The following is a 22,150-nucleotide window of genomic DNA, read 5'->3' as shown; positions in this document are numbered from 1 at the left end:
CGGGCGCCGCGCGGCGCGGCCGTGCGCGGCGCATCGAATTGCAATTTGCAACAAATGGGCGATACGCGCGGCGCGGGTTTTCGCTACATTGCTTCCATGCGACGCGCATGTCCGCCGTTGCCGACCGGAGCGCATAAATTACCGCTCCAGCAGGAGAATCGAAGTGAAAAAGCTCATTCCGTTCATTGCCGCCGCCGCGCTTGGCCTGGGTGTCGCGAGCGCCGCGCAGGCTCACGTGTCGATCGGGGTCGGCATCGGTGTCCCGGTCGCTCCCGCTTATCCGGTGTACGCACCGCCGCCGCCGGTGTACTACGCACCGCCGCCTCCGCCGGTCGTCTATGCGCCGGCGCCCGCGTATTACGCACCGCCGGCCGTGGTCGTCGGCGGCTACTACGGCCGTCCGTACTGGCACCGCGGCTGGGGCCATCACGGCTACTGGCGTCGCTGACCGATGCGCGCGCGGCGATGCCGCGCGATGCAAAACGGCGCACCGCTCCGGCAAGGGGCGATGCGCCGTTTTTCATTGGGCGGCGCGGGTCGGCGGCAGGGACGCGGATTGCCGTGAGGCCGAACGGCCAACAGCCGACAGGTTGATCGCGCTTCGCGCGTCGTTGGTGTTGGCCGGCGTTCAGGCCGCGTGCACGATCAGATCGCGGTAGCCGCCGACGATCACGCTATAAGAGAAGTAGGCGAACAGCAGCGCGGAGGCGACGTGGCAAGCGCGCATCAGCCGCGCGCCGGCACGTTTGCGGCCGTGGCTCGCGAGCGTGCACATGAAGAGCGTCCACGCGAGCCCGCCGAGGAAGAAGCCCGACAGAAAGACGGAAGCAGTCGCCGCGCTGGTCGCGCCGGCCTTCGCGATCAGCGCGCCGCCGACCGCCGCGAACCAGAGGATCGCGCTCGGCGACGACATCGCGAGCAGCATCCCGCGCACGAAGCTGCGCCGCGCGCTGGCTCGGGGCGGCGCGACGTCGGCATCGCGGTCGGGCGCCGCGGCCGGCGACAGCGCTTCGCGCGCCATCTTCCAGGTGAGAAACAGCAGCACCGCGCCGCCGCCGATCCAGACGACCCAGCGCACCGGCTCGAACTGCAGCAGCACGGCCATCCCGGCGAGCGCGAGCGCCGCATAGACGAGATCGCCGACGCACGAGCCGAGGCCGAGCCAGAAGCCCGGCCGGAACCCGTGCGAGAGCGTCAGCGACAGCATCGCGACGTTGACGAGGCCGATATCGAGACACAGCGACAGCGACAGGAAAAATCCGTCGGACAGCATCGAAGCGGGGGCGAAATTCATCGTCGTTCCAGTGCGGCGGCTGCGCTCACAGCCCGATGTCCTGCCACAGCCGATCGACGCGCGCCTTCACCGCGGCGTCCATCTCGATCGGGCGGCCCCATTCGCGGTTCGTCTCGCCGGGCCACTTGTTGGTCGCGTCGAGCCCCATCTTCGAGCCGAGACCGGCGACCGGCGACGCGAAGTCGAGGTAATCGATCGGCGTGTTGTCGACCATCACGGTGTCGCGCACCGGATCGACGCGCGTCGTGATCGCCCAGATCACTTCCTTCCAGTCGCGGATATTCACGTCCTCGTCGACGACGACGATGAACTTCGTATACATGAACTGCCGCAGGAAGCTCCAGACGCCGAACATCACGCGTTTCGCGTGGCCCGCGTAGCTCTTCTTCATCTGGACGATCGCCATCCGGTAGCTGCAGCCCTCGGGCGGCAGATAGAAGTCGGTGATCTCCGCGAACTGCTTCTGCAGCAGCGGCACGAACACCTCGTTCAGCGCGACGCCGAGGATCGCGGGCTCGTCGGGCGGTTTGCCGGTGTACGTCGAGTGGTAGATCGCGTCGCGACGCATCGTGATCCGCTCGACCGTGAACACGGGAAACCACTCCTGCTCGTTGTAATAGCCGGTGTGATCGCCGTACGGGCCTTCGAGCGCATGCTCGTACGCGGCGGCTGCCTGGCCGGCCGGGCGCGGCGGTGCGCCGGCCGGCGCCGGGGCCGGCGTGCCGTCCTGCGGATAAATGAAGCCTTCGAGCACGATCTCCGCGCGCGCGGGTACCTGCAGCGTATCGACGCCCGGCGTCAGGCATTTCGCGAGCTCGGTGCGGCTGCCGCGCAGCAGCCCGGCGAACTGGTATTCGGACAACGAATCGGGCACGGGCGTGACGGCGCCGAGCGTCGTCGCCGGATCGGCGCCGAGCACGACCGCGACCGGATACGGCTTGCCCGGGTTCTTCAGCGCGAATTCGCGGAAATCGAGCGCGCCGCCGCGATGCGCGAGCCAGCGCATGATCAGCTTGTTGCGGCCGATCAGCTGCTGCCGGTAGATGCCGAGGTTCTGGCGCGGCTTGTTCGGCCCGCGCGTGACGGTCAGCCCCCACGTGACGAGCGGCCCCGCGTCGCCGGGCCAGCAGGTCTGGATCGGCAGCTTGTGCAGATCGACGTCGGCGCCTTCCCACACGATTTCCTGGCACGGCGGCGACGAAACCGTCTTCGGCGCCATGTCCCAGACGGCCTTCGCGAGCGACAGCAGCTTGCCGGCGTCCTTCAGGCTCCTGGGCGGATCGGGTTCCTTCAGCGCGGACAGCAGCCGGCCGAGATCGCGCAGCGAATCGAGCGCGGCGTCGTCGCCTGCGTCGACGCCCATGCCGAGCGCGACGCGCCGCGGCGTGCCGAACAGGTTGCCGAGCACCGGGAACGCATAGCCGGGCGGCGCCTCGAACAGCAAGGCCGGGCCGCCGGCCCGCAGCACGCGATCGCACAGTTCGGTCATTTCGAGCACGGGCGACACGGGCTGCGTGACGCGCCGCAGTTCGCCGAGCGCCTCGAGGCGCTGGATGAAATCGCGTAAGTCTTTGTATTTCATGAACAAGGTCCGGGCCGCTCGCAGCGCGGGCGACGGTGGGCGGGCGCAGCGTCCGGCTGCGGCCCCGAATCGAGCGCCGATTTTACCCGGCCCGCCGTCCGCGCGTCCGGTCTCGAAAAAAGTCGATCGCGCGCAAACCCCCTACGGCAGGGCGATCCCGTTCTGAAGGGTCACGGTAAATTACTTTTTGTTATAATTTGAAGGTTTTGTAGTGTTGACGATCTATAAAACCCTGCTAGAATCCGCTCACATTGGTTGCAGGGTAAAGGCTTCGAGCCGCCAATCACCGATCCTTGACGCAGCGCGTCACCGTCCGCCGAAACCTGCACGGCGTGTTCGACGGTCTTGAGTCGTAGTCTCGACCAGCGCCTCCTGACGCTGGTTTTTTGCGTGGGTGCCACCGCGTATGCCCGCCTCGCCCACTGTGCGAAGGCGCCGGCCCAGTTCTACACCGTGGCCTCAAACGGTACTTATACCGTTTCCCCGATGCCTGTACGTCCCAACCAAGGCGTGCGGCGTCGTGATTCAGCGGCGCGTTTTCTGTCTCGCCAGCGAGCCGGGCGAGCCGCACGAGTCATGTTCATGGGAGATGATCTGAATGAACGCTTGGTTATCGTGGCGTCCTAACGAGCGGCATGCGCAATTCGTGCGCGACATGCTGCGTCGCGGGACGCGTGTCAGCCACCATCTGTTCAGCGTCGTCGGCTGTTTCGCCGTCGCCATCGCGCTTGCGCTCTGGCTGCTGCCGACCGTGCGCGGCACGCTGGCCGCAAAGCTGATGCCGATCGTGTCGGCGGCCGTCGAGGCCGGTCCGGCGCGTCTGCTGTCCGGCCATCCGCTGCCGAATTTCGCGCCGGCCGGCGCACAGCCGCAACCGCAAGACGACGGTCCGGAGACCGATGCGCTCGCCGCCGATCTCGATGTCGCGGCGGAAGCCACGGCCGCCGCGCAGAACGACGCATCGGACGTGGCCCGCAGCGGCCCGTCGCCGGTGGCGCTCGCGAAGCTGATCCCGACGCAGCGCGTGCCGGCCGATGCGCGCGACGATCGTGCGCTGGCCTCGAACCGCGAACAGGCGCTCGTCGCGACGTATCTGTCGCGTCGCTATCACGTCGCGCAGGAACCGCTCGGCCGGCTCGTGAAGGCCGCGTTCGAAACCGGCCGCGACGTCGGCCTCGATCCGCTGCTGCTGCTCGCCGTGATGGCGATCGAATCGGGCTTCAATCCGTATGCGGAAAGCGGCGTCGGCGCGCAGGGCCTGATGCAGGTCATGTCGAAGGTCCATTCCGACAAGTTCGAATATTTCGGCGGCACCGACACCGCGCTGCAGCCGATCGCGAATCTGCAGGTCGGCGCGCTGGTGCTGAAGGACTGCATCGCGCGCGGCGGCTCGCTGGCGAACGGGCTGCGCCTGTACAACGGCTCGACGAATCCTGACGACAACGGCTACGGTCAGAAGGTGATGGCCGAGCGCGGTCGCCTGCGCGACGTCGCCCGCGGCCGCAGCGTGCCGATCAATGCGCCGCAGGCGCCCGCCAAGCCGATCGTCACCGCAGCGGTCACGACCGCAGCGGCCGGCGGAGCGAAGCGCGTGCACGTGACGCTCGACGGCGCGCAGCCGCTCGCCGCGAAGACGGCGCCACCGAAGGCGCCGCAGCAGGCCGACGCGAGCGTCGATACGTCGAAGCAGGCGCGCGACGATCACTCGGATCTCGGCGCGTAAGGTCGGATTTACTCCGCGCCGAAATGGAAAAAGACACCCTCGGGTGTCTTTTTTCGTTTGGAGGGGCGCAGCAGCGGCGCGATCGCGCCGCGGCGACTCAGCGCCGCCCGAACAGCGCGGCGAGCCGGTCGACCGCTTCCTCGAGACGCGAGTAAGCGGTCGCATAGGACAGCCGGATATAGTCGTGCGGCGCATGAACGCCGAAATCCATCCCCGGCACCAGCACGACGCCCGCGTCGTGCAGCATCGCGTGCGTGAGCGCCGCGCTGTCGCCGGCGGCCGGATGGGCGACGCCGCCGCAGTGCGCGTAGACATAGAACGCGCCGTCCGGCATCACGGGCACGGTGAAGCCGAGCCGCTCGAGCGCCGGCGCGATGAAATCGCGGCGACGCTTGAATTCGAGGCGGCGCGCCTCGTAGATGTCCAGCGATGCCGGCTCGAAGCACGCGAGCGCCGCGTGCTGCGCGAGCGCGGACGGGCAGATGAACAGGTTCTGCGACAGCTTCTCGAACGTGCCGACGAGCGCCGGCGGCACGACGAGCCAGCCGAGCCGCCAGCCGGTCATGCTGAAGTACTTCGAGAAGCTGTTCACGGTGACGACGTCGTCGCCGAACGACAGCGCGGACACCGGCGGCGCATCGTAGCTGAGCCCCTGATAGATCTCGTCGACGATCGTGAAGCCGCCGCGCGCGCGGACCGCTTCGACGATCCGTTTCAGCTCGTCCGGCTCGAGCGAGGTGCCGGTCGGATTCGATGGCGACGCGAGCAGCACGCCGCGCGTGCGTTCGTTCCAGCGCCTGCGCACGTCGTCGGCGGTCAGCTGGAAACGCGCTTCCGGGCCGCTCGGCACGAGCACCGGCCGGCCTTCGGCGGCCGCGACGAAGTGCCGGTTGCACGGATACGACGGGTCGGGCATCAGCACCTCGTCGTCGCGGCCGACGAGCGCGAGGCAGGCGAGCAGCAGCGCCGCCGACGCGCCGGCCGTCACGACGATCCGCTCCGGCGCGATCGTCAGGCCGTAGGCGCGCGCATAGTGCGCGGCGATCGCCTCGCGCAGCGGCGCGATGCCGAGCGCGCTCGTATATTGCGTGACGCCGCGGCGCAACGCGGCCGCCGCCGCTTCGACGACCGGCTCCGGCGCGGTGAAATCGGGCTCGCCTATGCCCATGTGGATAACGTCGCGCCCGGCAGACTCGAGCTGCTGTGCCTCCTTCATCAGTTCCATCACGTAGAAGGGCTGGATCGCGTCGACGCGGGCGGCGAGCTTGACGAGCGAATCGGCGGTGGTGTTCATCGGTCGGGGCGGTTACGCGCGTAAAACGGAAGACGTCGGAAAAACGTCGGGAAATGGGCAAAAAAACGGGCGCTTGCGCGCCCGTCCGGAACGACGGAATCAGCCGTTGCGGCGCGCTTGCGTTTCGGCCGGCCGCAGCTTCGCGGCCAGCTTGTCGAGCACGCCGTTCACGTACTTGTAGCCGTCCGAGCCGCCGAACGTCTTCGCGAGTTCGACTGCTTCGTTGATGACCACGCGGTACGGCGTTTCGATGTGGTGCGTGAGCTCGAACGTCGCGATCAGCAGCACCGCGCGTTCGACCGGCGACAGCTGGTCGATCGGGCGGTCCAGCGACGGCGTCAGCGCGTCGACGAGTGTGGCGTGCTCGCGGATCACACCGTGCAGGATCGCGTCGAGCAGCGCCTTGTCAGCCTTGTCGTACCCGAGCGCGCCGCGCAGTTGCGCGTCGATCTCGCCGGAGGACGCGTTCGACAGCAGCCATTGATACAGGCCCTGCGTCGCCAGCTCGCGCGATTGTCGGCGGGCGCTCTTCTTCATGCGCGCTCCTCTTCGTCGTCTTCGTCCTCTTCTTCGTCCTCGTCGTCGTCGCCGAGCTGGTCGAGCGCCATCGTCAGGTTGGCCATCTCGACCGCGACGCGTGCCGCGTCACGACCTTTTTCGGTCATGCGGGCGACAGCCTGCTCGTCGTTTTCGGTGGTGAGCACCGCGTTCGCGATCGGCACGTTGAAGTCGAGCGCGATGCGGGTGATGCCCGCACCGCTTTCGTTCGACACGAGTTCGAAGTGATACGTCTCGCCGCGGATGACCGCGCCGAGCGCGATCAGTGCGTCGAACTGGCCGCTTTCCGCGAGCTTTTGCAGCGCGAGCGGGATTTCCAGCGCGCCGGGAACCGACACGAGCAGCACGTCTTCGCCGGCGACGCCGAGGCGCTCCAGTTCTTCGACGCAGGCGTCCGCGAGGCCGTTGCACACGGGCTCGTTGAAGCGCGATTGCACGATGCCGATACGCAGGCCGTCGCCTTCGAGATTCGGTTGGTATTGTCCGATTTCCATGATCTGTCCGTGGTTGGATGAACGGTTATAGGGCGAAAGCGCCGTGGCGGGTCACGCGTGCGGCGCCGGGCAGGGCTTGGCCTCGCCGCCGGGCATCGGAACGAAACCCGTCACTTCGAGACCGTAGCCGGACATGCTGCCCAGCTTGCGCGGATTCGACAGCACCTGCATCTTGCCGACGCCGACATCGCGCAGAATCTGCGCGCCGATGCCGAACGTCTTGAAATCGACCGGCCGGCGCTTCAGCGCGGCCGCCTTCTCTTCCTCGTCGAACGCCTTGAACACGTCGACGAGATGTTCCTTCGTATCGCCGCAATTGAGCAGCACGACGACGCCGAGGTCGCGCCGCGCGATCTCGCGCATCGCGGCGTCGAGCGTCCACGAGTGCGTCGACACGCCCGTTTCGAGCAGATCGAGCACCGACAGCGGCTCGTGCACGCGCACCGGCGTGTCGGCGTCCGGCGACGGCTGGCCGCGCACGAGCGCGATGTGCGGCGAGCCGGTCGGCTGGTCGCGGTAGAGCACCGCGCGGAACGCGCCGTGCGCGGTCTGCATCGTGCGCTCGGCGACGCGCTCGATGATCGATTCGGTGCGGCTGCGGTAGTGGATCAGGTCGGCAATCGTGCCGATCTTCAGACCATGCTGCTGCGCGAACTCGATCAGGTCGGGCAGGCGCGCCATCGTCCCGTCGTCCTTAATGACCTCGCAGATCACCGCGGCCGGCGTGAGGCCCGCGAGCGCGGTGAGGTCGCAGCCCGCCTCGGTATGCCCGGCGCGCACGAGCACGCCGCCCGGCTGCGCCATGATCGGGAATACGTGGCCCGGCTGCACGATCTGCTCGGGACGCGCGTCGTGCGCGACCGCGGTCGCGATCGTATGTGCCCGGTCGGCCGCCGAGATCCCGGTCGTCACGCCTTCGGCCGCTTCGATGCTGACCGTGAACGCGGTGCCGTACTGCGTGCCGTTGCGGTACGTCATCAGCGGCAGTTGCAACTGCTTGCAGCGTTCCTGCGTCAACGTCAGACAAATGAGGCCGCGGCCGTACTTGGCCATGAAGTTGATCGCTTCCGGCGTGACGAATTCGGCGGCAATCACGAGGTCGCCTTCGTTTTCGCGGTCTTCTTCGTCGACGAGGATCACCATCCGGCCGGCTTTCAGCTCGGCGATGATGTCGGGCGTGGAGGCGAGCGTCATAAGGGGGCGAGAAAGAGGAAAGTGCGTATTTTACGCTAGCCGCGCCGCGTTTCGGCCGGCGCGCCCGCGCACGGCCCGCGAACGGGCCGGAACGCGGTGCGGCCGTGCGTCGTCAGGCCTGCTCGTTGCGGCCGAGGTAGTCGAGCTTGCCGAGCTCGACGCCGTTGTGGCGCAGGATGTCGTACGCCGTCGTGACGTGAAAGAAGAAGTTCGGCAGCACGAAGTGCAGCAGGTAGGACTGGCCCGTGAATTCGATCGGGCCGACGCGCATCTTCAGCACGATCTGGCGCGTTTCGCTGCCGTCGATCTGCGCGGCGTCGAAGCTTTTCAGATAGTCGATCGTCTTCTGGATGCGCGCGTGCAGTTCGTCGAACGTCTGTTCGACGTCCGGGTAGCTCGGGATGTCGACGCCGGCGAGCCGCGCCGCGCAGCCCTTCGCGGTGTCGGTCGCGATGTAGACCTGGCGCACGAGCGGCAGCATGTCCGGATAGAGACGCGCGCCGACGAACACCGACGGATCGATCTGCTTTTCGGCCGCGTGCGCCTGTGCCTTGCCGAGGATGTGCTGCAGGTTGGTCAGGCCGCGGATCAGCACGGGCAGCGAGGCCTGGTACATCGAGATGGACATGGGGACGACTCCTTGTGGAAGAGGGCGGCCGCGGTGCAACGCGCGTTCGTTGCGGCGCCGAAACCGCGGTCGTGGCATCTTAGCGCGGCCGGGCAGGGCGTGCCTGGCGCGCGATTGCCGCGCGCTTGTGAGGCGCGTGGCGTCGTGATGGCGGGCAATCGTCGAGCGGCAGCAGATCGTCGACGGTGACGCGACGCTGCGGTGCGCAGCGGGCAGGGAGGCCGTCACGCGGCGGGCCGCCCGATGGGATCGCCGGGAGCCGGCAGGCCGCCTGCAGCGGGCGCGAGTTGAGGGTGCGGCTCGCCGGCGGCCGCGGCCGTCAGTCCTGGCTTGCGCCCTGCGACATCGTCAACATCCGCTCCACATAGCGCGCAATCATGTCGACTTCGAGATTGACCTGGTCGCCGGCCTTCAGATGACGCAGCGTCGTGACCTCGACCGTATGGGGAATCAGGTTGATCGAGAACTCGGAGCCGTCCGGGCGATCCTCGACCGCGTTGACGGTCAGGCTCACGCCGTTCACCGTGATCGAACCCTTGTATGCGAGATAGCGGCCGAGCTCGCGCGGCGCGACGATGCGCAGCTCGTGCGACTCGCCGACCGGCGCGAAGCGCGACACGGTGCCGAGCCCGTCGACGTGGCCCGACACGATATGGCCGCCGAGCCGGTCGTGCGCGCGCAGCGCCTTCTCGAGATTGACGTCGCCCGGCTGCGCGAGCCCGACCGTGCGGTTCAGGCTTTCGCGCGACACGTCGACGTCGAAGCTCGTGTCGGTCTTGGCGATCACGGTCATGCAGGCGCCCTGGATCGCGATGCTGTCGCCGAGCGCGACGTCCGCGAGGTCGAGGCCGCCGGCGTTCACGGTCAGCCGCACGCCGGCGTCCGGCGACGCGCCGAGCGGATTGATCGATTCGATGCGGCCGACTGCCGCGACAATTCCGGTAAACATCGTGACGATTCCGTTCAATGAGTGGCGGGGGGCGGCGCGATACGCGCCAGAATCCGCAGATCGTCGCCGATCCGCTCGATATGGTGGAACGTGAGCCGCGTGCGTGCGTCGAGGCTGGCCGGCGCGGCGAGATCGAACATGCCGGCCGCGTCGGCACCGAGCAGGCTCGGCGCGAGATAGACGAGCAGCTCGTCGACGCACCGTTCGCGCAGCAGCGAACCGTTCAGCTTGTGGCCGGCCTCGACATGCAGTTCGTTGATGCCGCGCGCGCCGAGCGCCGACAGCATCGCGCCGAGGTCGACCTTGCCGTGCGCATTCGCGAGCGACACGATTTCCGCGCCGCGCGCCTTCAGCGCGCTCGCGCGCGCTTCGCCGTCCGCGTCGAGCCGGCCGCAGAAGATCAGCAGCGGCGCGCCTTCGAGCAGCCGCGCGTCGAGCGGCAGTTCGAGCCGGCTGTCGACGAGCACGCGCTGCGGCTGGCGCGGCGTGTCGATGCCGCGCACGGTCAGCTGCGGATCGTCTTCGCGCACGGTGCCGATCCCGGTCAGGATCGCGCATGCGCGCGCGCGCCACGCGTGGCCGTCGGCCCGCGCCGCTTCGCCGGTGATCCACTGGCTTTCGCCGGACGGCAGCGCGGTGCGGCCGTCGAGCGATGCGGCGGCCTTCATCCGCACCCACGGGCGGCCGCGTGTCATCCGCGACACGAAGCCGATGTTCAGTTCGCCCGCCTCATGCGCGAGCAGCCCGCAGCGCACGTCGATGCCCGCGTCGCGCAGCATCCCGAGGCCGCGCCCCGACACCAGCGGATTCGGATCTTCCATCGCGGCGACGACCTTCGCGACACGCGCCTCGATCAGCGCGTTCGCGCACGGCGGCGTGCGGCCGAAGTGGCTGCACGGCTCGAGCGTCACGTAGACGGTCGAGCCGGCCACGTCGTGGCCGCGCGCGCGCGCATCCTTCAGCGCCTGCACTTCCGCGTGGTCCTGGCCGGGCGGCTGCGTGTGGCCTTCGCCGATCACCTCGCCGTGCTTGACGATCACGCAGCCGACGCGCGGGTTCGGCGTGGTCGTATACATCCCGCGTGCAGCGAGCGCGAGCGCGCGCTGCATGTGGGCGAAGTCGATGTCCGAAAACATGCGCGCGCCCGCTCAGGCGGCGAGGGCCGCGAACGCGCGGCGCGCGGCCGCGAGCGTCGCGTCGATCACCGCGTCGTCGTGCGTGCTCGACACGAAGCCCGCTTCGTACGCGGACGGCGCGAAATACACGCCTTCGTCGAGCATCAGGTGGAAGAAGCGGTTGAAGCGCTCGATGTCGCTCTTCGTGACTTCGGCGAAGCTCGTCGGCACGCGCTCGGCGAAGTACAGGCCGAACATCGCACCGATCGAGTCGGCCGCGAACGGCACGCCTGCCGCGCGCGCTTCGGCCGCGAGGCCGTCGGCGAGCCGCTTGGTCTGTGCGGTGAGCGCGTCGTAGAAGCCGGGCGCCTGGATCAGCTGCAGCGTCTTCAGCCCCGCGGCGACCGCGATCGGGTTGCCCGACAGCGTGCCGGCCTGATACACGCCGCCGAGCGGCGCGAGATGGGCCATGATGTCGCGGCGCCCGCCGAACGCGGCGGCCGGCATCCCGCCGCCGATCACCTTGCCGAGGCAGGTCAGGTCGGCCGCGATCCCGTAGTGCGCCTGCGCGCCGCCGAGCGCGACACGGAAGCCGCACATCACTTCGTCGAAGATCAGCACGGCGCCGTGCTTCGTGCACAGCGCGCGCAGTGCGTTGAGGAACTCGGGCGTGCCGCGCACGAGGTTCATGTTGCCGGCGACCGGCTCGACGATCACGGCCGCGATTTCGTCGCCGAACGCGCCGAACGCTTCTTCGAGCGCGGCGACGTTGTTGTATTCGAGGACGGTCGTGTGTTTCGCGATGTCGGCGGGCACGCCGGCCGAGGTCGGATTGCCGAACGTCAGCAGGCCGGAGCCGGCCTTCACGAGCAGGCTGTCCGCGTGACCGTGGTAGCAGCCTTCGAACTTCACGATGCGGCTGCGGCCCGTGAAGCCGCGCGCGAGCCGCAGTGCGCTCATCGTCGCTTCGGTGCCGCTCGACACCATCCGCACTTGTTCGATCGACGGCACGAGCTTGCAGATCTCTTCGGCGATCTCGATCTCGGCCTCGGTCGGCGCGCCGAACGAGAAGCCGTCGGCGAGCACCTTCTGCACGGCGTCGAGCACCTCGGGATGAACGTGGCCGACGATCATCGGACCCCACGAGCCGATGTAGTCGATGTACTGCTTGCCGTCGGCATCCCAGAAGTACGGGCCTTGCGCGCGCGCGACGAAGCGCGGGGTGCCGCCGACCGAACGGAACGCGCGAACCGGCGAGTTGACACCGCCGGGAATGGTCTTCTGGGCGCGTTCGAAGAGGATCTGATTGTTGGACATGAGCGAAACCTGCGAGAGAACGGCGCGGGGCCTGTGCACGGGCCGCGGCGCCTGGGCGGAACGATCGTCCGATTGTACCGGAGACGCGCGCGGCCAGCCGGGCCGCGGCTTGCGGCCTTTCGGCGCGTCGCGCCGGCCGCTTGCGACCGGCATGCGCGCCGCCTGCCGCCCCGTTATCGCGGCGGCTTGCGCCGGCCGCCGGTCAGTTCGGCCCAGCGCTTCTCGAGCGGGCCTTCGACCATCGGCTTGATCGACGTGCCGGAGGTCTGCGCGTCCCACGTTTGCACCGAGTACGGATGCACGCGCAGCGCGTCGCGCGGGATCACCACGTCCTGATGGCCGTCGACGAGCCAGTCGTAGACGAAATCGATGCAGAGCCGGTAGCCGCGCTTCGTCGTCGGATCGGGCACCTCGTACGGCGCGCGCGTCACGTAGCCCGATCCGAATATGCCCTTCGGCGCCTGCGCGACGCGATGCAGGAACACGCGGTCGCCCGGCAGGATGCTGCGGGCGAAGCCGCAGCCCCAGACGTCGTGCACGGCCTCGCCGGCCTTCACGCGCGCGGCGACGTCGGGCAGTTCGGGCCACGGCCACTTCTTCGGGCTCCAGATCAGCAGGAAGGCGGTCATCGGTTCGAGGCGCATTGTTCAGACAACGGACGCAAGCTTAATGCAATTCGCGCTCGCACCGCCGCGGATACGGCGCGTATTCCGGCGCGTCGCGCGGCCGTGTCACCGCCCGCACGGTCGTGCGAAAAAAGTTGCGCGTACAATCATGGGCCTGAGCGCGCCGTGTGCGGCGCGGCCCCGTCTTCACCGCCACGCGCGCCGCGAAGCGCGCGGGCTTCGACCCGGAATCCCATGTCTCACGTTGTCCGGCGCCGGCCCGATGCCCGGCTGATCCTGTTGCTCGGCGCGCTGGCCGCGTGCGGGCCGATCGCTACCGACATGTACCTGCCGAGCCTGCCGTCGATCGCGCAAGGCTTCTCCGTCAGCCCCGGCGCCGCGCAGCGCACGCTGACGAGCTTCATGGCCGGCTTCTCGATCGGCATGCTGCTGTACGGCCCGCTGTCCGACACGTGGGGCCGCAGGCCCGTGCTGCTCGGCGGTATCGCGCTGTTTACGCTCGCGAGCGTCGGCTGCTTCGTGTCGACGTCGATCGACATGCTGATCGTCGTGCGCTTTCTGCAGGCGCTCGGCGCCGGTGCGGCGTCGGTGCTCGCGCGGGCGATCGCGCGCGATGCGCACGAGCCGACCGATGCGGCGAAAGTGCTGTCGATGGTCGCGATCGTCACCGCGGTCGGCCCGCTGCTCGCGCCGCTGCTCGGCGGGCAGATCCTGCGTTTTGCCGGCTGGCGCGGCGTGTTCGTCGTGCTCGCCGCGTTCGGCGCGCTATGCGCGGCGACCGCGTATCTGCGCGTGCCCGAAACCTGGCCGAAGGAGCGGCGCAAGAGCGCGGCCGTGCTCGCGTCGTTCGCGTCGTACGGGCGCATCCTGTCCGACCCCGTTGCGTGGGGCCACATGCTGTGCGGCGGGATGGCGTTCGCGTCGATGTTCTCGTACATCACCGCGACGCCGTTCGTGTACATCGAATATTTCCACGTGTCGCCGCAGCACTATGGCCTGCTGTTCGGGCTCAACGTGGTCGGCATCATGATCGGCAACTTCACGAATACGCGGCTCGTCGGCCGGGTCGGCTCGCTGCGCATCATCTCCGCCGCGTCGCTGCTGAGCTGCATCGCATCGCTCGCGGTCGCGCTCGTCGCGCTGACGGGGTGGGGCGGACTGTGGTCGATCGTCGTCTGCCTGTTCTTCGTCGTCGGCGTGGTCGGGATTCTGTCCGCAAACTGCACGACCGACCTGATGCATCGCTATCCGCACAACGCGGGCGCGTCGGCAGCCGTGTTCGGTGCGATGCAGCTCGCGCTCGGCGCGCTCGCGAGCGTCGCCATCGGCGTGCTCGCGGACGGCACGCCGTTCGCGATGGGCGTGACGATCGGCGTGACCGGCGTGCTCTGTTTCGTCGGACGTTATCTCGTGCTGCGCTGGCACGGGCGGCCGGTCAAAGCGGCCGCCTGAGCGCGTCGCCGCATGCAAAACGCCACCGCGCGCATTTGCGCCGGTGGCGTTTTGCTTTGGGCACGCGCGGGCGTGCCCGCGTGCGTGCTGCGTCAGTCGCGCGCGACGTCCTTCGCGGCCGGCGATGCGCCGTGGCTGAGCCAGTCGAGCACGTCGGCCGTTTCCTCGTCGTTCGCGCGTGCCTTCGCCTGCGCGAGCGCTTCGGGCAGCGCGTCGTTCGGCGATGCGCGGCGGATCGCGACGCCGACCGCGAGGATGTCGATCATCAGCAGATGCAGGATCCGCGAGATCATCGACAGCTGCGACTCGCGCATCTCGATGTGATCGGTCTCGAGCGCGACGGTCGCGCGCTTCGCGAGCGGCGTATTGCTCGACGTGATCGCGATCACCTTCGCGCCCGCCTGCATCGCGACCTCGAGCACGCGCAGCAGCTCGGGCGCGCGTCCCGATTTCGACACCGCGACGATCACGTCGCCCTTGCCGAGCAGCGCGGCGGAGGCAGCCTGCATGTACAGGTCGCCGTACGCGATGGTCGGAATCCCGAAGCGGAAGAACTTGTAATGCGCGTCCTGCGCGACGATGTTCGAGTTGCCGAGCCCATAGAACTCGATGCGGCGTGCGCCGTTCAGGATCTCGATCGCGTTCTCGACATGCTCGAAATTCAGATGCTCGCGCAGCTGCAGGATCGCGGACACCGTGTTGTCGAGCACCTTCGCGCCGAAGTCGGTCGCCGTGTCGCCGAGATGCACCTGGCTGTGGCTCATCGGAATCGTGCCGGTGAGCCCGGTCGCGAGCTTCAGCTTGAAGTCGGACAGCCCCTGGCAGCCGAGCGAGCGGCAGAAGCGGATCACGGTCGGCTGGCTCACGTCGGCCTTGCGCGCGATGTCGACGATCGGATCGTTGATGATCGAGCGCGGATGGTTCAGCGCGAGATCGGCGACGCGGCGTTCGGCCGGCGTCAGCGCGTCGCGCATCTGGCGGATCCGCTCGAACACGGCCGACGACGCGCCGCCCGAGCGGTTCGACAGCTGCTCCGCGAGAATCGCCGACACACCGAGGAACGCCGGATATTCGGCCGTGATCAGGTAGGTCGGGATGTTCTGCAGATAGTGCGTGAAGCGGCCCTTCGCCTCGAAGCGCGCGCGGAACGACGAGCGCGTGAACAGTTCGCCGAGCTTCAGCGCGACGCCGCCGCCGATATAGACACCGCCGAGCGCGCCGAGCGTCAGCGCGACGCTGCCCGCGAACGAGCCGAGGATGCCGCAGAAGCACTCGACCGTCTCGAGCGCGAGCGCATCGCCCGCATGCGCGCGCTCGACGACTTCGGCGGTATCGACGCTCGCGGCGACGCGCTTCTTGTCGCGCGCGGCGAGCGCGCGATAGATGATCTCGATGCCGGGCCCCGCGCAGACGCGCTCGAACGACACGTGCGGAAACTTCTTGCGCGCGTACTGCAGCACGAGATCCTCGCGTTCGTCCTGCGGGGCGAACGATGCGTGGCCGCCTTCGCTGCCGAGTGCGATCCAGCGGTCGTCGGCGGGAATCAATCCCGAGACGCCGAGGCCCGTGCCGGGCCCGAGCAGCCCGATTACGCTGTTCTGGCGGCGCGTGCCGCCGCCGATCTGCACGCGCTGCGCGTCGGTCAGCCCCGGCAGCGCCATCGCGAGCGCCGTGAAGTCGTTGACGACGAGCAGCGTATCGAAGCCGAGCGCGCGGCGCGTCGCCTCGATCGAGAAGCTCCAGTCGTGGTTCGTCATCGTCACCTGATCGCCGTCGACCGGATTCGCGATCGCGATCGCCGCATGGTTCACGCGGCTGATCTTCACGTCTTTCAGGTATTTGCGGATCGCATCGGTGAGCGTCGGATAATCGGCGCCGGGATACACGCGGATCTGCGTGATCTCGCCCGGCCCGGTTTCCAGCGCGAAGCGCGCGTTGGTGCCGCCGACGTCCGCGAGCAGGCGCGGGCCGTCGGCATGCTGGCCCGCGACGACGGCCTTACTTTGCGCACCAGTAGACATCGAGCTTGGTCCCCTTGTCGTTGGCCAGTTGGGAAATCGCGTTCTTCTGCAGCGACGCGGCCGCGGCGTCGAGCACTTCGCGCTTGCGGTCGCCCGCGATCAGCAGGAACAGGCGTCCGACGCGCTTGAGCGCGTCGAGCGACAGGCTCACGCGCGCGTGCGGCGCGGCGCCCGGATGCACGGCGACGAAACGCTCGGGCGTCGCGATCGCGTGATCCCATTCGGGCGCGTCCGCGAAGATCGACGCGGTGTGGCCGTCCTCGCCCATGCCGAGCACGGCGACGTCGGGCACGCGGTAGTCGGGGTTGGCGTTCAGCGCGGCGACATGCGCGTCGAGCGCGGCGCGCGTGTCGACGAGCGGCAGGAAGCGGGCGGGCGCGGCCGCATGCTGCAGCAGCGTGTCGCGCACGAGGCGCGCGTTGCTCGCCGCATCGTCGTCCGGCACCCAGCGGTCGTCGACCAGCGTCACGTCGACGCCGGCCCAGTCGAGCGCGGCGTGCGACAGCGTTTGCAGGAACGGGCGCGGGCTCGTGCCGCCGGACACCGCGAGCAGCGGCCGCGCGGGCCGCGCGCGTGCCGCGCGCAGCGCGTCGCCGACGGCCTGCGCGAGCGCTTCGCTTTGCGCTTCCTGGGTGTCGAAAGCGTGGATCTCGATCACATCTCCTCCGGACTGCTTTGTCTGTTCAAATCGTGTCGTTCATGCGACGCGATGCCGGGCCGCCGCGCGGCGCGGCCACGCGCGCATCAGTTTTCTTCTTCGAGCCAGCACGTGCCGTGCTGCGCGAGCATCGCGCTCGACGCGGCCGGCCCCCACGTGCCTGCCGCATAGGGCTTCGGCGGCTTCAGCGAGCGCGCCCATTCGTTGAGGATCGGCTCGACCCAGCGCCACGCGGCTTCCTGCTCGTCGCGGCGCACGAACAGCGCGAGGCGACCGTTGATCACGTCGAGCAGCAGGCGCTGATATGCCTCCATCTGTCCTTCCTTGAAGAACTGATCGAACGCGAGATCGAGGTGCACGCTGGCAAGATTCATTCCTTCGCCCGGCTGCTTCGCGAGGCAGTAGAGGCGAATCGTCTCGTTCGGCTGCAGACGGATCACGAGGCGGTTTGCGCCGGGACGCAGCGCGGTCGGCCCGAGCGCCGAATGCGGGACCGGCCGGAAATTGACGACGATTTCCGCGACGCGATCGGCCAGCCGCTTGCCGGTGCGCAGGAAGAACGGCACGCCGGCCCAGCGCCAGTTCTCGATTTCCGCCTTCAGCGCGACGAACGTTTCGGTCTGGCTGTCGGGCTTCACGCCCGGCTCGGTCGCATAGGCGGGCACCTGCACGCCCTTGATCACGCCGGCATGATACTGGCCGCGCACCGCGACCTTGCCGATGTCGCGCGGATCGACCGGCTTCAGCGCGCGCAGCACGCGCAGCTTTTCGTCGCGCACGGAATCGGAATCCATCGAGTGCGGCGGCTCCATCGCGACGATCGACAGCAGCTGCAGCAGGTGGTTCTGCACCATGTCGCGCAGCGCGCCCGTATTGTCGTAGAAATCGCCGCGCGCTTCGACGCCGAGCTCCTCGGCGATCGTGATCTGAATGCTCTCGACCCACTCGCGGCGCCACAGCGGCTCGAACAGCGCGTTGCCGAAGCGCAGCGCGAGCAGGTTCTGCACGGGCTCCTTGCCGAGGTAGTGGTCGATCCGGTAGATCTGCTCTTCCGCGAAGATTTCGCCGACCGCGTCGTTGATCGCGTTCGACGAGCGCAGGTCGTAGCCGAGCGGCTTCTCGAGCACGATGCGCGAGCCTTCGTTGAGCCCGACCGATGCGAGCGCCTTGCAGATCGGCACGAACAGCGACGGCCCCGTCGCGAGATAGAACACGCGGATGCCGGGCAGCGGTTCGACCGCATCGCGCAGCACCGCGTAGTCTTCCGCGCGGCCGAGATCGAGCTTCACGTATTCGATGCGCTCGAGGAAGGACTGCCACGCGGCCTGATCGAACGCGCTGCCGGCTGCCTTTGCCGCGTGCGGCTTCACGTGCGTGTCGACCCATTCCAGATATCCGGCCCGATCCGATTCGTGCCGCGCGACGGCAACGATCCGGCCGCTTTGCGCGAGCATGTTCGCGCGGTGCGCCTCGAACAGCGCAGGCAGGATCTTGCGCATCGACAGATCGCCGGTGCCGCCGAAAAGTACGAAGGTAAAGCTGGAATCGGTATGCATGTGTCTCCGCCGTTTTGGGGGTGCTGGGAAGCGATCCGTAGTGCGATAAAAATATTTTTGACACTGAATTGTAGTTTAACTACAATCCGCCGCAAGGGGTAGCACCCGGGCGAAGAAAAAAATGAAGTGCGGCCGATGAACTGCGCGCGCTTCGCCTGCGGGAGCGCCTTGTGCCGAATGTTATCGGACATTGGCGGCGCGCATCGTCCGCGCGCCGTCGGCCCCGGGCTCGTGCCGCTTCGCGGCGGGCCAGAAACACAAGAGGAGACATGCAGTTGAATCTCAAGTCACGCTTTCTGTAAGAGCCCCGGCCGGTCATCGGCCCCGTACGCGCCATGCGTCTCGCGGCTCGATTTCCCCGTCGTTATCAAGAAGCCGTTCCCGCTGAGGGAACTTCACGAGTTGATTCAGTCTGGAGGAGATAAGGAATGAAAGTTCGCTCGATCATGGGCGCGCTCTGCGCCGCAGGTCTGATGGCCGGCGCGATGGCGGCGCAGGCGGCCGAGAACGTCACGGTGCTGCACTGGTGGACTTCGGGCGGCGAGTCGAAGGCCGTCGGCGTGCTGAAGGACGACCTGCAGAAGCAGGGCTACGTGTGGAAGGACTTCGCGGTCGCGGGCGGTGCGGGTGCAGCGGCGATGACGGCGCTGAAGACCAAGGTGATCAGCGGCGATGCGCCGTCGGCGGCGCAGATCAAGGGCCCGCTGATTCAGGACTGGGCCGATCAGGGCGTGCTCGTGAACATCGATTCGGCTGCCGGCGACTGGAAGCAGAACCTGCCGCCGGAAATCGACAAGATCATGAAGTACAAGGGCCATTACGTCGCTGCGCCGTTCTCGGTGCACCGCGTGAACTGGCTCTACATCAACAAGGCCGCGCTCGACAAGGTCGGCGCGAAGGTGCCGACCACGTGGCCCGAGTTCTTCGCGGTCGCCGACAAGCTCAAGGCCGCCGGCATCCAGCCGGTCGCGATGGGCGGCCAGCCGTGGCAGGACCTGACGCTGTGGGAAGACGTCGTGCTGTCGCAGGGCGCCGCGTTCTACAAGAAGGCGCTCGTCGATCTGGACCAGGCGACGCTGACGTCGCCGCAGATGGTGTCGGTGTTCGATACCGTGCGCAAGATCCAGGGCTACTTCGACGCGGGCCGCAACGGCCGCGACTGGAACCTCGCGACCGCGATGGTCATCAACGGCAAGGCCGGCATGCAGTTCATGGGCGACTGGGCGAAGGGCGAGTTCGAGAACGCGGGCAAGAAGGCGGGCAAGGACTACATCTGCGCGCCGGTGCCGGGCACGAGCAACGCGTACACGTTCAACGTCGACTCGTTCGTGTTCTTCCAGCAGAAGGGCCAGAAGGCCGCGACGCCGGGCCAGCTCGCGCTCGCGAAGACGATCATGACGCCCGAATTCCAGGAGCAGTTCAGCCTGCTGAAGGGCTCGATTCCGGTACGCCTCGGCGTGAAGATGGACAAGTTCGACGACTGCGCGAAGAAGTCGTATGCCGACGAGCAGACCGCGCTGAAGGCCGGCGGCTACGTGCCGTCGCTCGCGCACGGGATGGCGCAGGGCGATGCGACGGCCGGTGCGATCACCGACGTCGTGACGAAGTTCATGAACTCGCAGCAGGATTCGAAGAGCGCGGTGGCGGCGCTCGCGAAGGCCGCGAAGGTGAAGTAATGCCGTAGCGCGACGGGCGCCCGGCCGGCCGCGCTGGCCGCCGGGCGATCCGCCAGCGCTGCAAACGGGCGCGTCCGCGCGCCCGTGCCGTATCGGACGCCGGCTGCGGCCCGCGTCGCCCTCGTTCCAGGAGTCGAATCAAGTGGCTGCCCCTCTTAGCGGAAACGGATCCGGCGCTGCCGTCGCGCGGCGATCGTCGCCGATGTCGGCATTCGCCGATCGCTGGATTCCGAAGCTCGTGCTCGCGCCGAGCGTCGCGATTGCCGTCGTGTTCATCTACGGCTTCATCCTGATCACCGGCTATCTGTCGCTGACCAACTCGCGGCTGTTGCCGAACTACGAATTCGACGGCTTCGGCCGTTATACGGATCTGTTCCAGAACGACGTGTGGTGGACCTCCGCCGCGAACCTCGGCTGGTTCGGGATTCCGTTCATCGCGATCTGCGTCGCGCTCGGGCTGTTCCTCGCGATCCTGCTCGACCAGAAGATCCGCAACGAAGGCGCGCTGCGCGCGATCTTCCTGTACCCGATGGCCCTGTCGTTCATCGTCACGGGCACCGCATGGCAATGGATCCTGAACCCGGGCCTCGGCCTCGAGAAGGTGATGCACGACTGGGGCTGGACGAGCTTTTCGTTCGGCTGGCTCGACGATCCGGACAAGGCGATCTTCTGCGTGGTGATCGCGGCCGTGTGGCAGTCGACCGGCTTCGTGATGGCACTGTTCCTCGCGGGGTTGCGCGGCGTCGACGGCGAGATCTTCAAGGCCGCCCAGGTCGACGGCGCGACGCTGCCCACCATCTACCGCAAGATCGTGATTCCGAGCATGCGCCCCGTGTTCTTCTCGGTGCTGCTGATTCTCTGCCACATCACGATCAAGACCTTCGACCTCGTCGTCGCGCTGACGGCCGGCGGCCCCGGCACGTCGTCGTCGCTGCCGGCGATGTTCATGTACACGTTTTCGTTCAACCGCGGCCAGCTGGGCCTGGGCGCGGCGTCGTCGGTGATGATGCTCGCGACCGTGGTCGCGGTGCTCGTGCCGCTGATGTATATGGAATCGAGGAGCACGCGCAATGCAGCCTAAGATGACCATCAGCCGGGCGGTGATCTACGCGGCATTGATCCTGTTCGCGCTGTACTTCCTGTTCCCGATCTACGTGATGCTGTCGACGTCGTTCAAGGATCTCGACCAGCTGCGCACGGGCAACCTGCTGACGCCGCCGTCGCACTGGACGGTCGCGCCGTGGGTCAAGGCGTGGAGCGAGGCCTGCACGGGCGTGCGCTGCGACGGCATGAAGCCGTTCTTCCTGAACTCGATCCAGATGGTGATTCCGGCCGTGCTGATCTCGTCGCTGATCGGCGCGTTCAACGGCTACGTGCTCACGCACTGGCGCTTTCGCGGCGCGGATGCGCTGTTCACGATGATGCTGGTCGGCTGCTTCATTCCGTTCCAGGTGATCCTGCTGCCGATGGCGCGGCTGCAGGGGATGTTCGGGCTCGCGAACACGATTCCGGGCCTCGTGTTCGTGCACGTCGTGTACGGCATCGCGTTCACGACGATGTTCTTCCGCAACTTCTACGTGAGCGTGCCGGCCGAGCTCGTGAAGGCGGCGCGCATCGACGGCGCGGGCTTCTTCACGATCTTCACGAAGATCCTGCTGCCGGTGTCGCTGCCGATCTTCATGGTCTGCCTGATCTGGCAGTTCACGCAGATCTGGAACGACTTCCTGTTCGGGATCGTGTTCTCCGGCGTCGATTCGATGCCGATCACGGTGGCGCTGAACAACCTCGTGAACACGTCGACCGGCGTGAAGGAATACAACGTCGATATGGCCGGCGCGATCATCGCCGCGCTGCCGACGCTGCTCGTCTACGTGATCGCCGGCCGCTACTTCGTGCGCGGCCTGACGGCGGGCGCGGTGAAGGGCTGAGCGCGACGACCACGATGCAACGCGATGCGCCGCCGTGCGGCGCGTCGAAACGAGCCGACACGGCGCTGGAGCGCGCCGGGCTTTG

General features: G+C 67.9%; 20 protein-coding genes. 6 read left to right on the top strand and 14 right to left on the bottom strand.

The annotated features are described in order from the left end of the window. Nucleotides 1-163 precede the first annotated feature (163 nt). Complete coding sequence (locus tag BCR55_RS03455) at nt 164-448, top strand: hypothetical protein (protein WP_006400832.1); 285 nt, start codon at nt 164-166, stop codon at nt 446-448. Between the two features lie 180 nt (nt 449-628). Here the strand turns inward: BCR55_RS03455 and BCR55_RS03450 are convergent, their stop codons facing one another. Both BCR55_RS03450 and BCR55_RS03445 read right to left on the bottom strand, forming a co-directional pair. Continuing rightward, entirely contained in the window at nt 629-1,294 is a 666-nt protein-coding gene (locus BCR55_RS03450) for a LysE family translocator (protein ID WP_006400831.1), read from the bottom strand. A 25-nt stretch (nt 1,295-1,319) separates the two neighbouring features. Then, entirely contained in the window at nt 1,320-2,876 is a 1,557-nt protein-coding gene (locus tag BCR55_RS03445) for a UbiD family decarboxylase (protein WP_035949600.1), read from the bottom strand. Between the two features lie 598 nt (nt 2,877-3,474). Here BCR55_RS03445 and BCR55_RS03440 point away from each other — a divergent pair. Beyond that, complete coding sequence (locus BCR55_RS03440) at nt 3,475-4,599, top strand: transglycosylase SLT domain-containing protein (protein ID WP_006410520.1); 1,125 nt, start codon at nt 3,475-3,477, stop codon at nt 4,597-4,599. A 97-nt stretch (nt 4,600-4,696) separates the two neighbouring features. Here BCR55_RS03440 and BCR55_RS03435 read toward each other — a convergent pair whose 3' ends face one another. From BCR55_RS03435 to BCR55_RS03395, 9 genes are all read right to left on the bottom strand, one after another. After that, entirely contained in the window at nt 4,697-5,893 is a 1,197-nt protein-coding gene (locus BCR55_RS03435) for a pyridoxal phosphate-dependent aminotransferase (RefSeq protein WP_065494166.1), read from the bottom strand. A gap of 99 nt (nt 5,894-5,992) precedes the next feature. After that, the gene (gene nusB, locus BCR55_RS03430) at nt 5,993-6,430 is read right to left on the bottom strand and encodes a transcription antitermination factor NusB (protein WP_006400827.1); all 438 of its coding nucleotides are present in this window, start codon (nt 6,428-6,430) and stop codon (nt 5,993-5,995) included. After that, on the bottom strand, nt 6,427-6,945 hold the full coding sequence (gene ribH, locus BCR55_RS03425; protein ID WP_006400826.1) for a 6,7-dimethyl-8-ribityllumazine synthase: 519 nt from the start codon (nt 6,943-6,945) through the stop codon (nt 6,427-6,429). Before ribH ends, nusB begins: the two co-directional genes overlap by 4 nt. Nucleotides 6,946-6,996: 51 nt before the next feature. Continuing rightward, nucleotides 6,997-8,139: a bifunctional 3,4-dihydroxy-2-butanone-4-phosphate synthase/GTP cyclohydrolase II gene (gene ribBA / locus BCR55_RS03420; RefSeq protein WP_048994405.1), complete on the bottom strand. Its 1,143-nt coding sequence runs from the start codon at nt 8,137-8,139 to the stop codon at nt 6,997-6,999. A 112-nt stretch (nt 8,140-8,251) separates the two neighbouring features. After that, nucleotides 8,252-8,767 carry a DUF1993 family protein gene (locus BCR55_RS03415; protein ID WP_006400824.1) on the bottom strand — a complete coding sequence of 172 codons (516 nt, stop codon included), beginning with the start codon at nt 8,765-8,767 and terminating at the stop codon, nt 8,252-8,254. 319 nt (nt 8,768-9,086) lie between these two features. Beyond that, entirely contained in the window at nt 9,087-9,716 is a 630-nt protein-coding gene (locus BCR55_RS03410; protein ID WP_006400823.1) for a riboflavin synthase, read from the bottom strand. A 14-nt stretch (nt 9,717-9,730) separates the two neighbouring features. Beyond that, a complete protein-coding gene (gene ribD, locus BCR55_RS03405) occupies nt 9,731-10,852 on the bottom strand; it encodes a bifunctional diaminohydroxyphosphoribosylaminopyrimidine deaminase/5-amino-6-(5-phosphoribosylamino)uracil reductase RibD (RefSeq protein WP_006400822.1) in 1,122 nt (373 codons plus the stop codon). A 12-nt stretch (nt 10,853-10,864) separates the two neighbouring features. Continuing rightward, nucleotides 10,865-12,148: a glutamate-1-semialdehyde 2,1-aminomutase gene (gene hemL / locus BCR55_RS03400; RefSeq protein ID WP_006410509.1), complete on the bottom strand. Its 1,284-nt coding sequence runs from the start codon at nt 12,146-12,148 to the stop codon at nt 10,865-10,867. A gap of 173 nt (nt 12,149-12,321) precedes the next feature. Beyond that, the gene (locus tag BCR55_RS03395) at nt 12,322-12,777 is read right to left on the bottom strand and encodes a hypothetical protein (protein WP_035489288.1); all 456 of its coding nucleotides are present in this window, start codon (nt 12,775-12,777) and stop codon (nt 12,322-12,324) included. Between the two features lie 231 nt (nt 12,778-13,008). On the opposite strand from BCR55_RS03395, the gene BCR55_RS03390 reads away from it, so the two are divergent. Continuing rightward, the gene (locus BCR55_RS03390) at nt 13,009-14,226 is read left to right on the top strand and encodes a Bcr/CflA family multidrug efflux MFS transporter (protein WP_006400819.1); all 1,218 of its coding nucleotides are present in this window, start codon (nt 13,009-13,011) and stop codon (nt 14,224-14,226) included. 92 nt (nt 14,227-14,318) lie between these two features. Here BCR55_RS03390 and BCR55_RS03385 read toward each other — a convergent pair whose 3' ends face one another. From BCR55_RS03385 to zwf, 3 genes are all read right to left on the bottom strand, one after another. Beyond that, complete coding sequence (locus BCR55_RS03385; protein ID WP_006400818.1) at nt 14,319-16,247, bottom strand: bifunctional transcriptional regulator/glucokinase; 1,929 nt, start codon at nt 16,245-16,247, stop codon at nt 14,319-14,321. Further along, a complete protein-coding gene (gene pgl / locus BCR55_RS03380) occupies nt 16,225-16,905 on the bottom strand; it encodes a 6-phosphogluconolactonase (RefSeq protein ID WP_012213937.1) in 681 nt (226 codons plus the stop codon). The genes BCR55_RS03385 and pgl overlap by 23 nt, the downstream gene beginning before the upstream one ends. Nucleotides 16,906-16,991: 86 nt before the next feature. After that, on the bottom strand, nt 16,992-18,461 hold the full coding sequence (zwf, locus tag BCR55_RS03375) for a glucose-6-phosphate dehydrogenase (RefSeq protein WP_006400816.1): 1,470 nt from the start codon (nt 18,459-18,461) through the stop codon (nt 16,992-16,994). Between the two features lie 428 nt (nt 18,462-18,889). On the opposite strand from zwf, the gene BCR55_RS03370 reads away from it, so the two are divergent. From BCR55_RS03370 to BCR55_RS03360, 3 genes are all read left to right on the top strand, one after another. Next, entirely contained in the window at nt 18,890-20,137 is a 1,248-nt protein-coding gene (locus BCR55_RS03370; protein ID WP_006400815.1) for an ABC transporter substrate-binding protein, read from the top strand. A 142-nt stretch (nt 20,138-20,279) separates the two neighbouring features. Continuing rightward, nucleotides 20,280-21,218, top strand: coding sequence for a carbohydrate ABC transporter permease (locus tag BCR55_RS03365; RefSeq protein ID WP_006400814.1), 939 nt, complete (start codon nt 20,280-20,282; stop codon nt 21,216-21,218). Further along, on the top strand, nt 21,208-22,065 hold the full coding sequence (locus tag BCR55_RS03360; protein WP_006406281.1) for a carbohydrate ABC transporter permease: 858 nt from the start codon (nt 21,208-21,210) through the stop codon (nt 22,063-22,065). The genes BCR55_RS03365 and BCR55_RS03360 overlap by 11 nt, the downstream gene beginning before the upstream one ends. Nucleotides 22,066-22,150: the final 85 nt, after the last annotated feature.

Source organism: Burkholderia sp. CCA53, from assembly GCF_001685525.1.
GTDB lineage: Bacteria > Pseudomonadota > Gammaproteobacteria > Burkholderiales > Burkholderiaceae > Burkholderia > Burkholderia multivorans.
The sequence above is the reverse complement of the archived record's forward strand: the minus strand, read 5'-3'. Positions and strand labels throughout refer to the sequence as shown.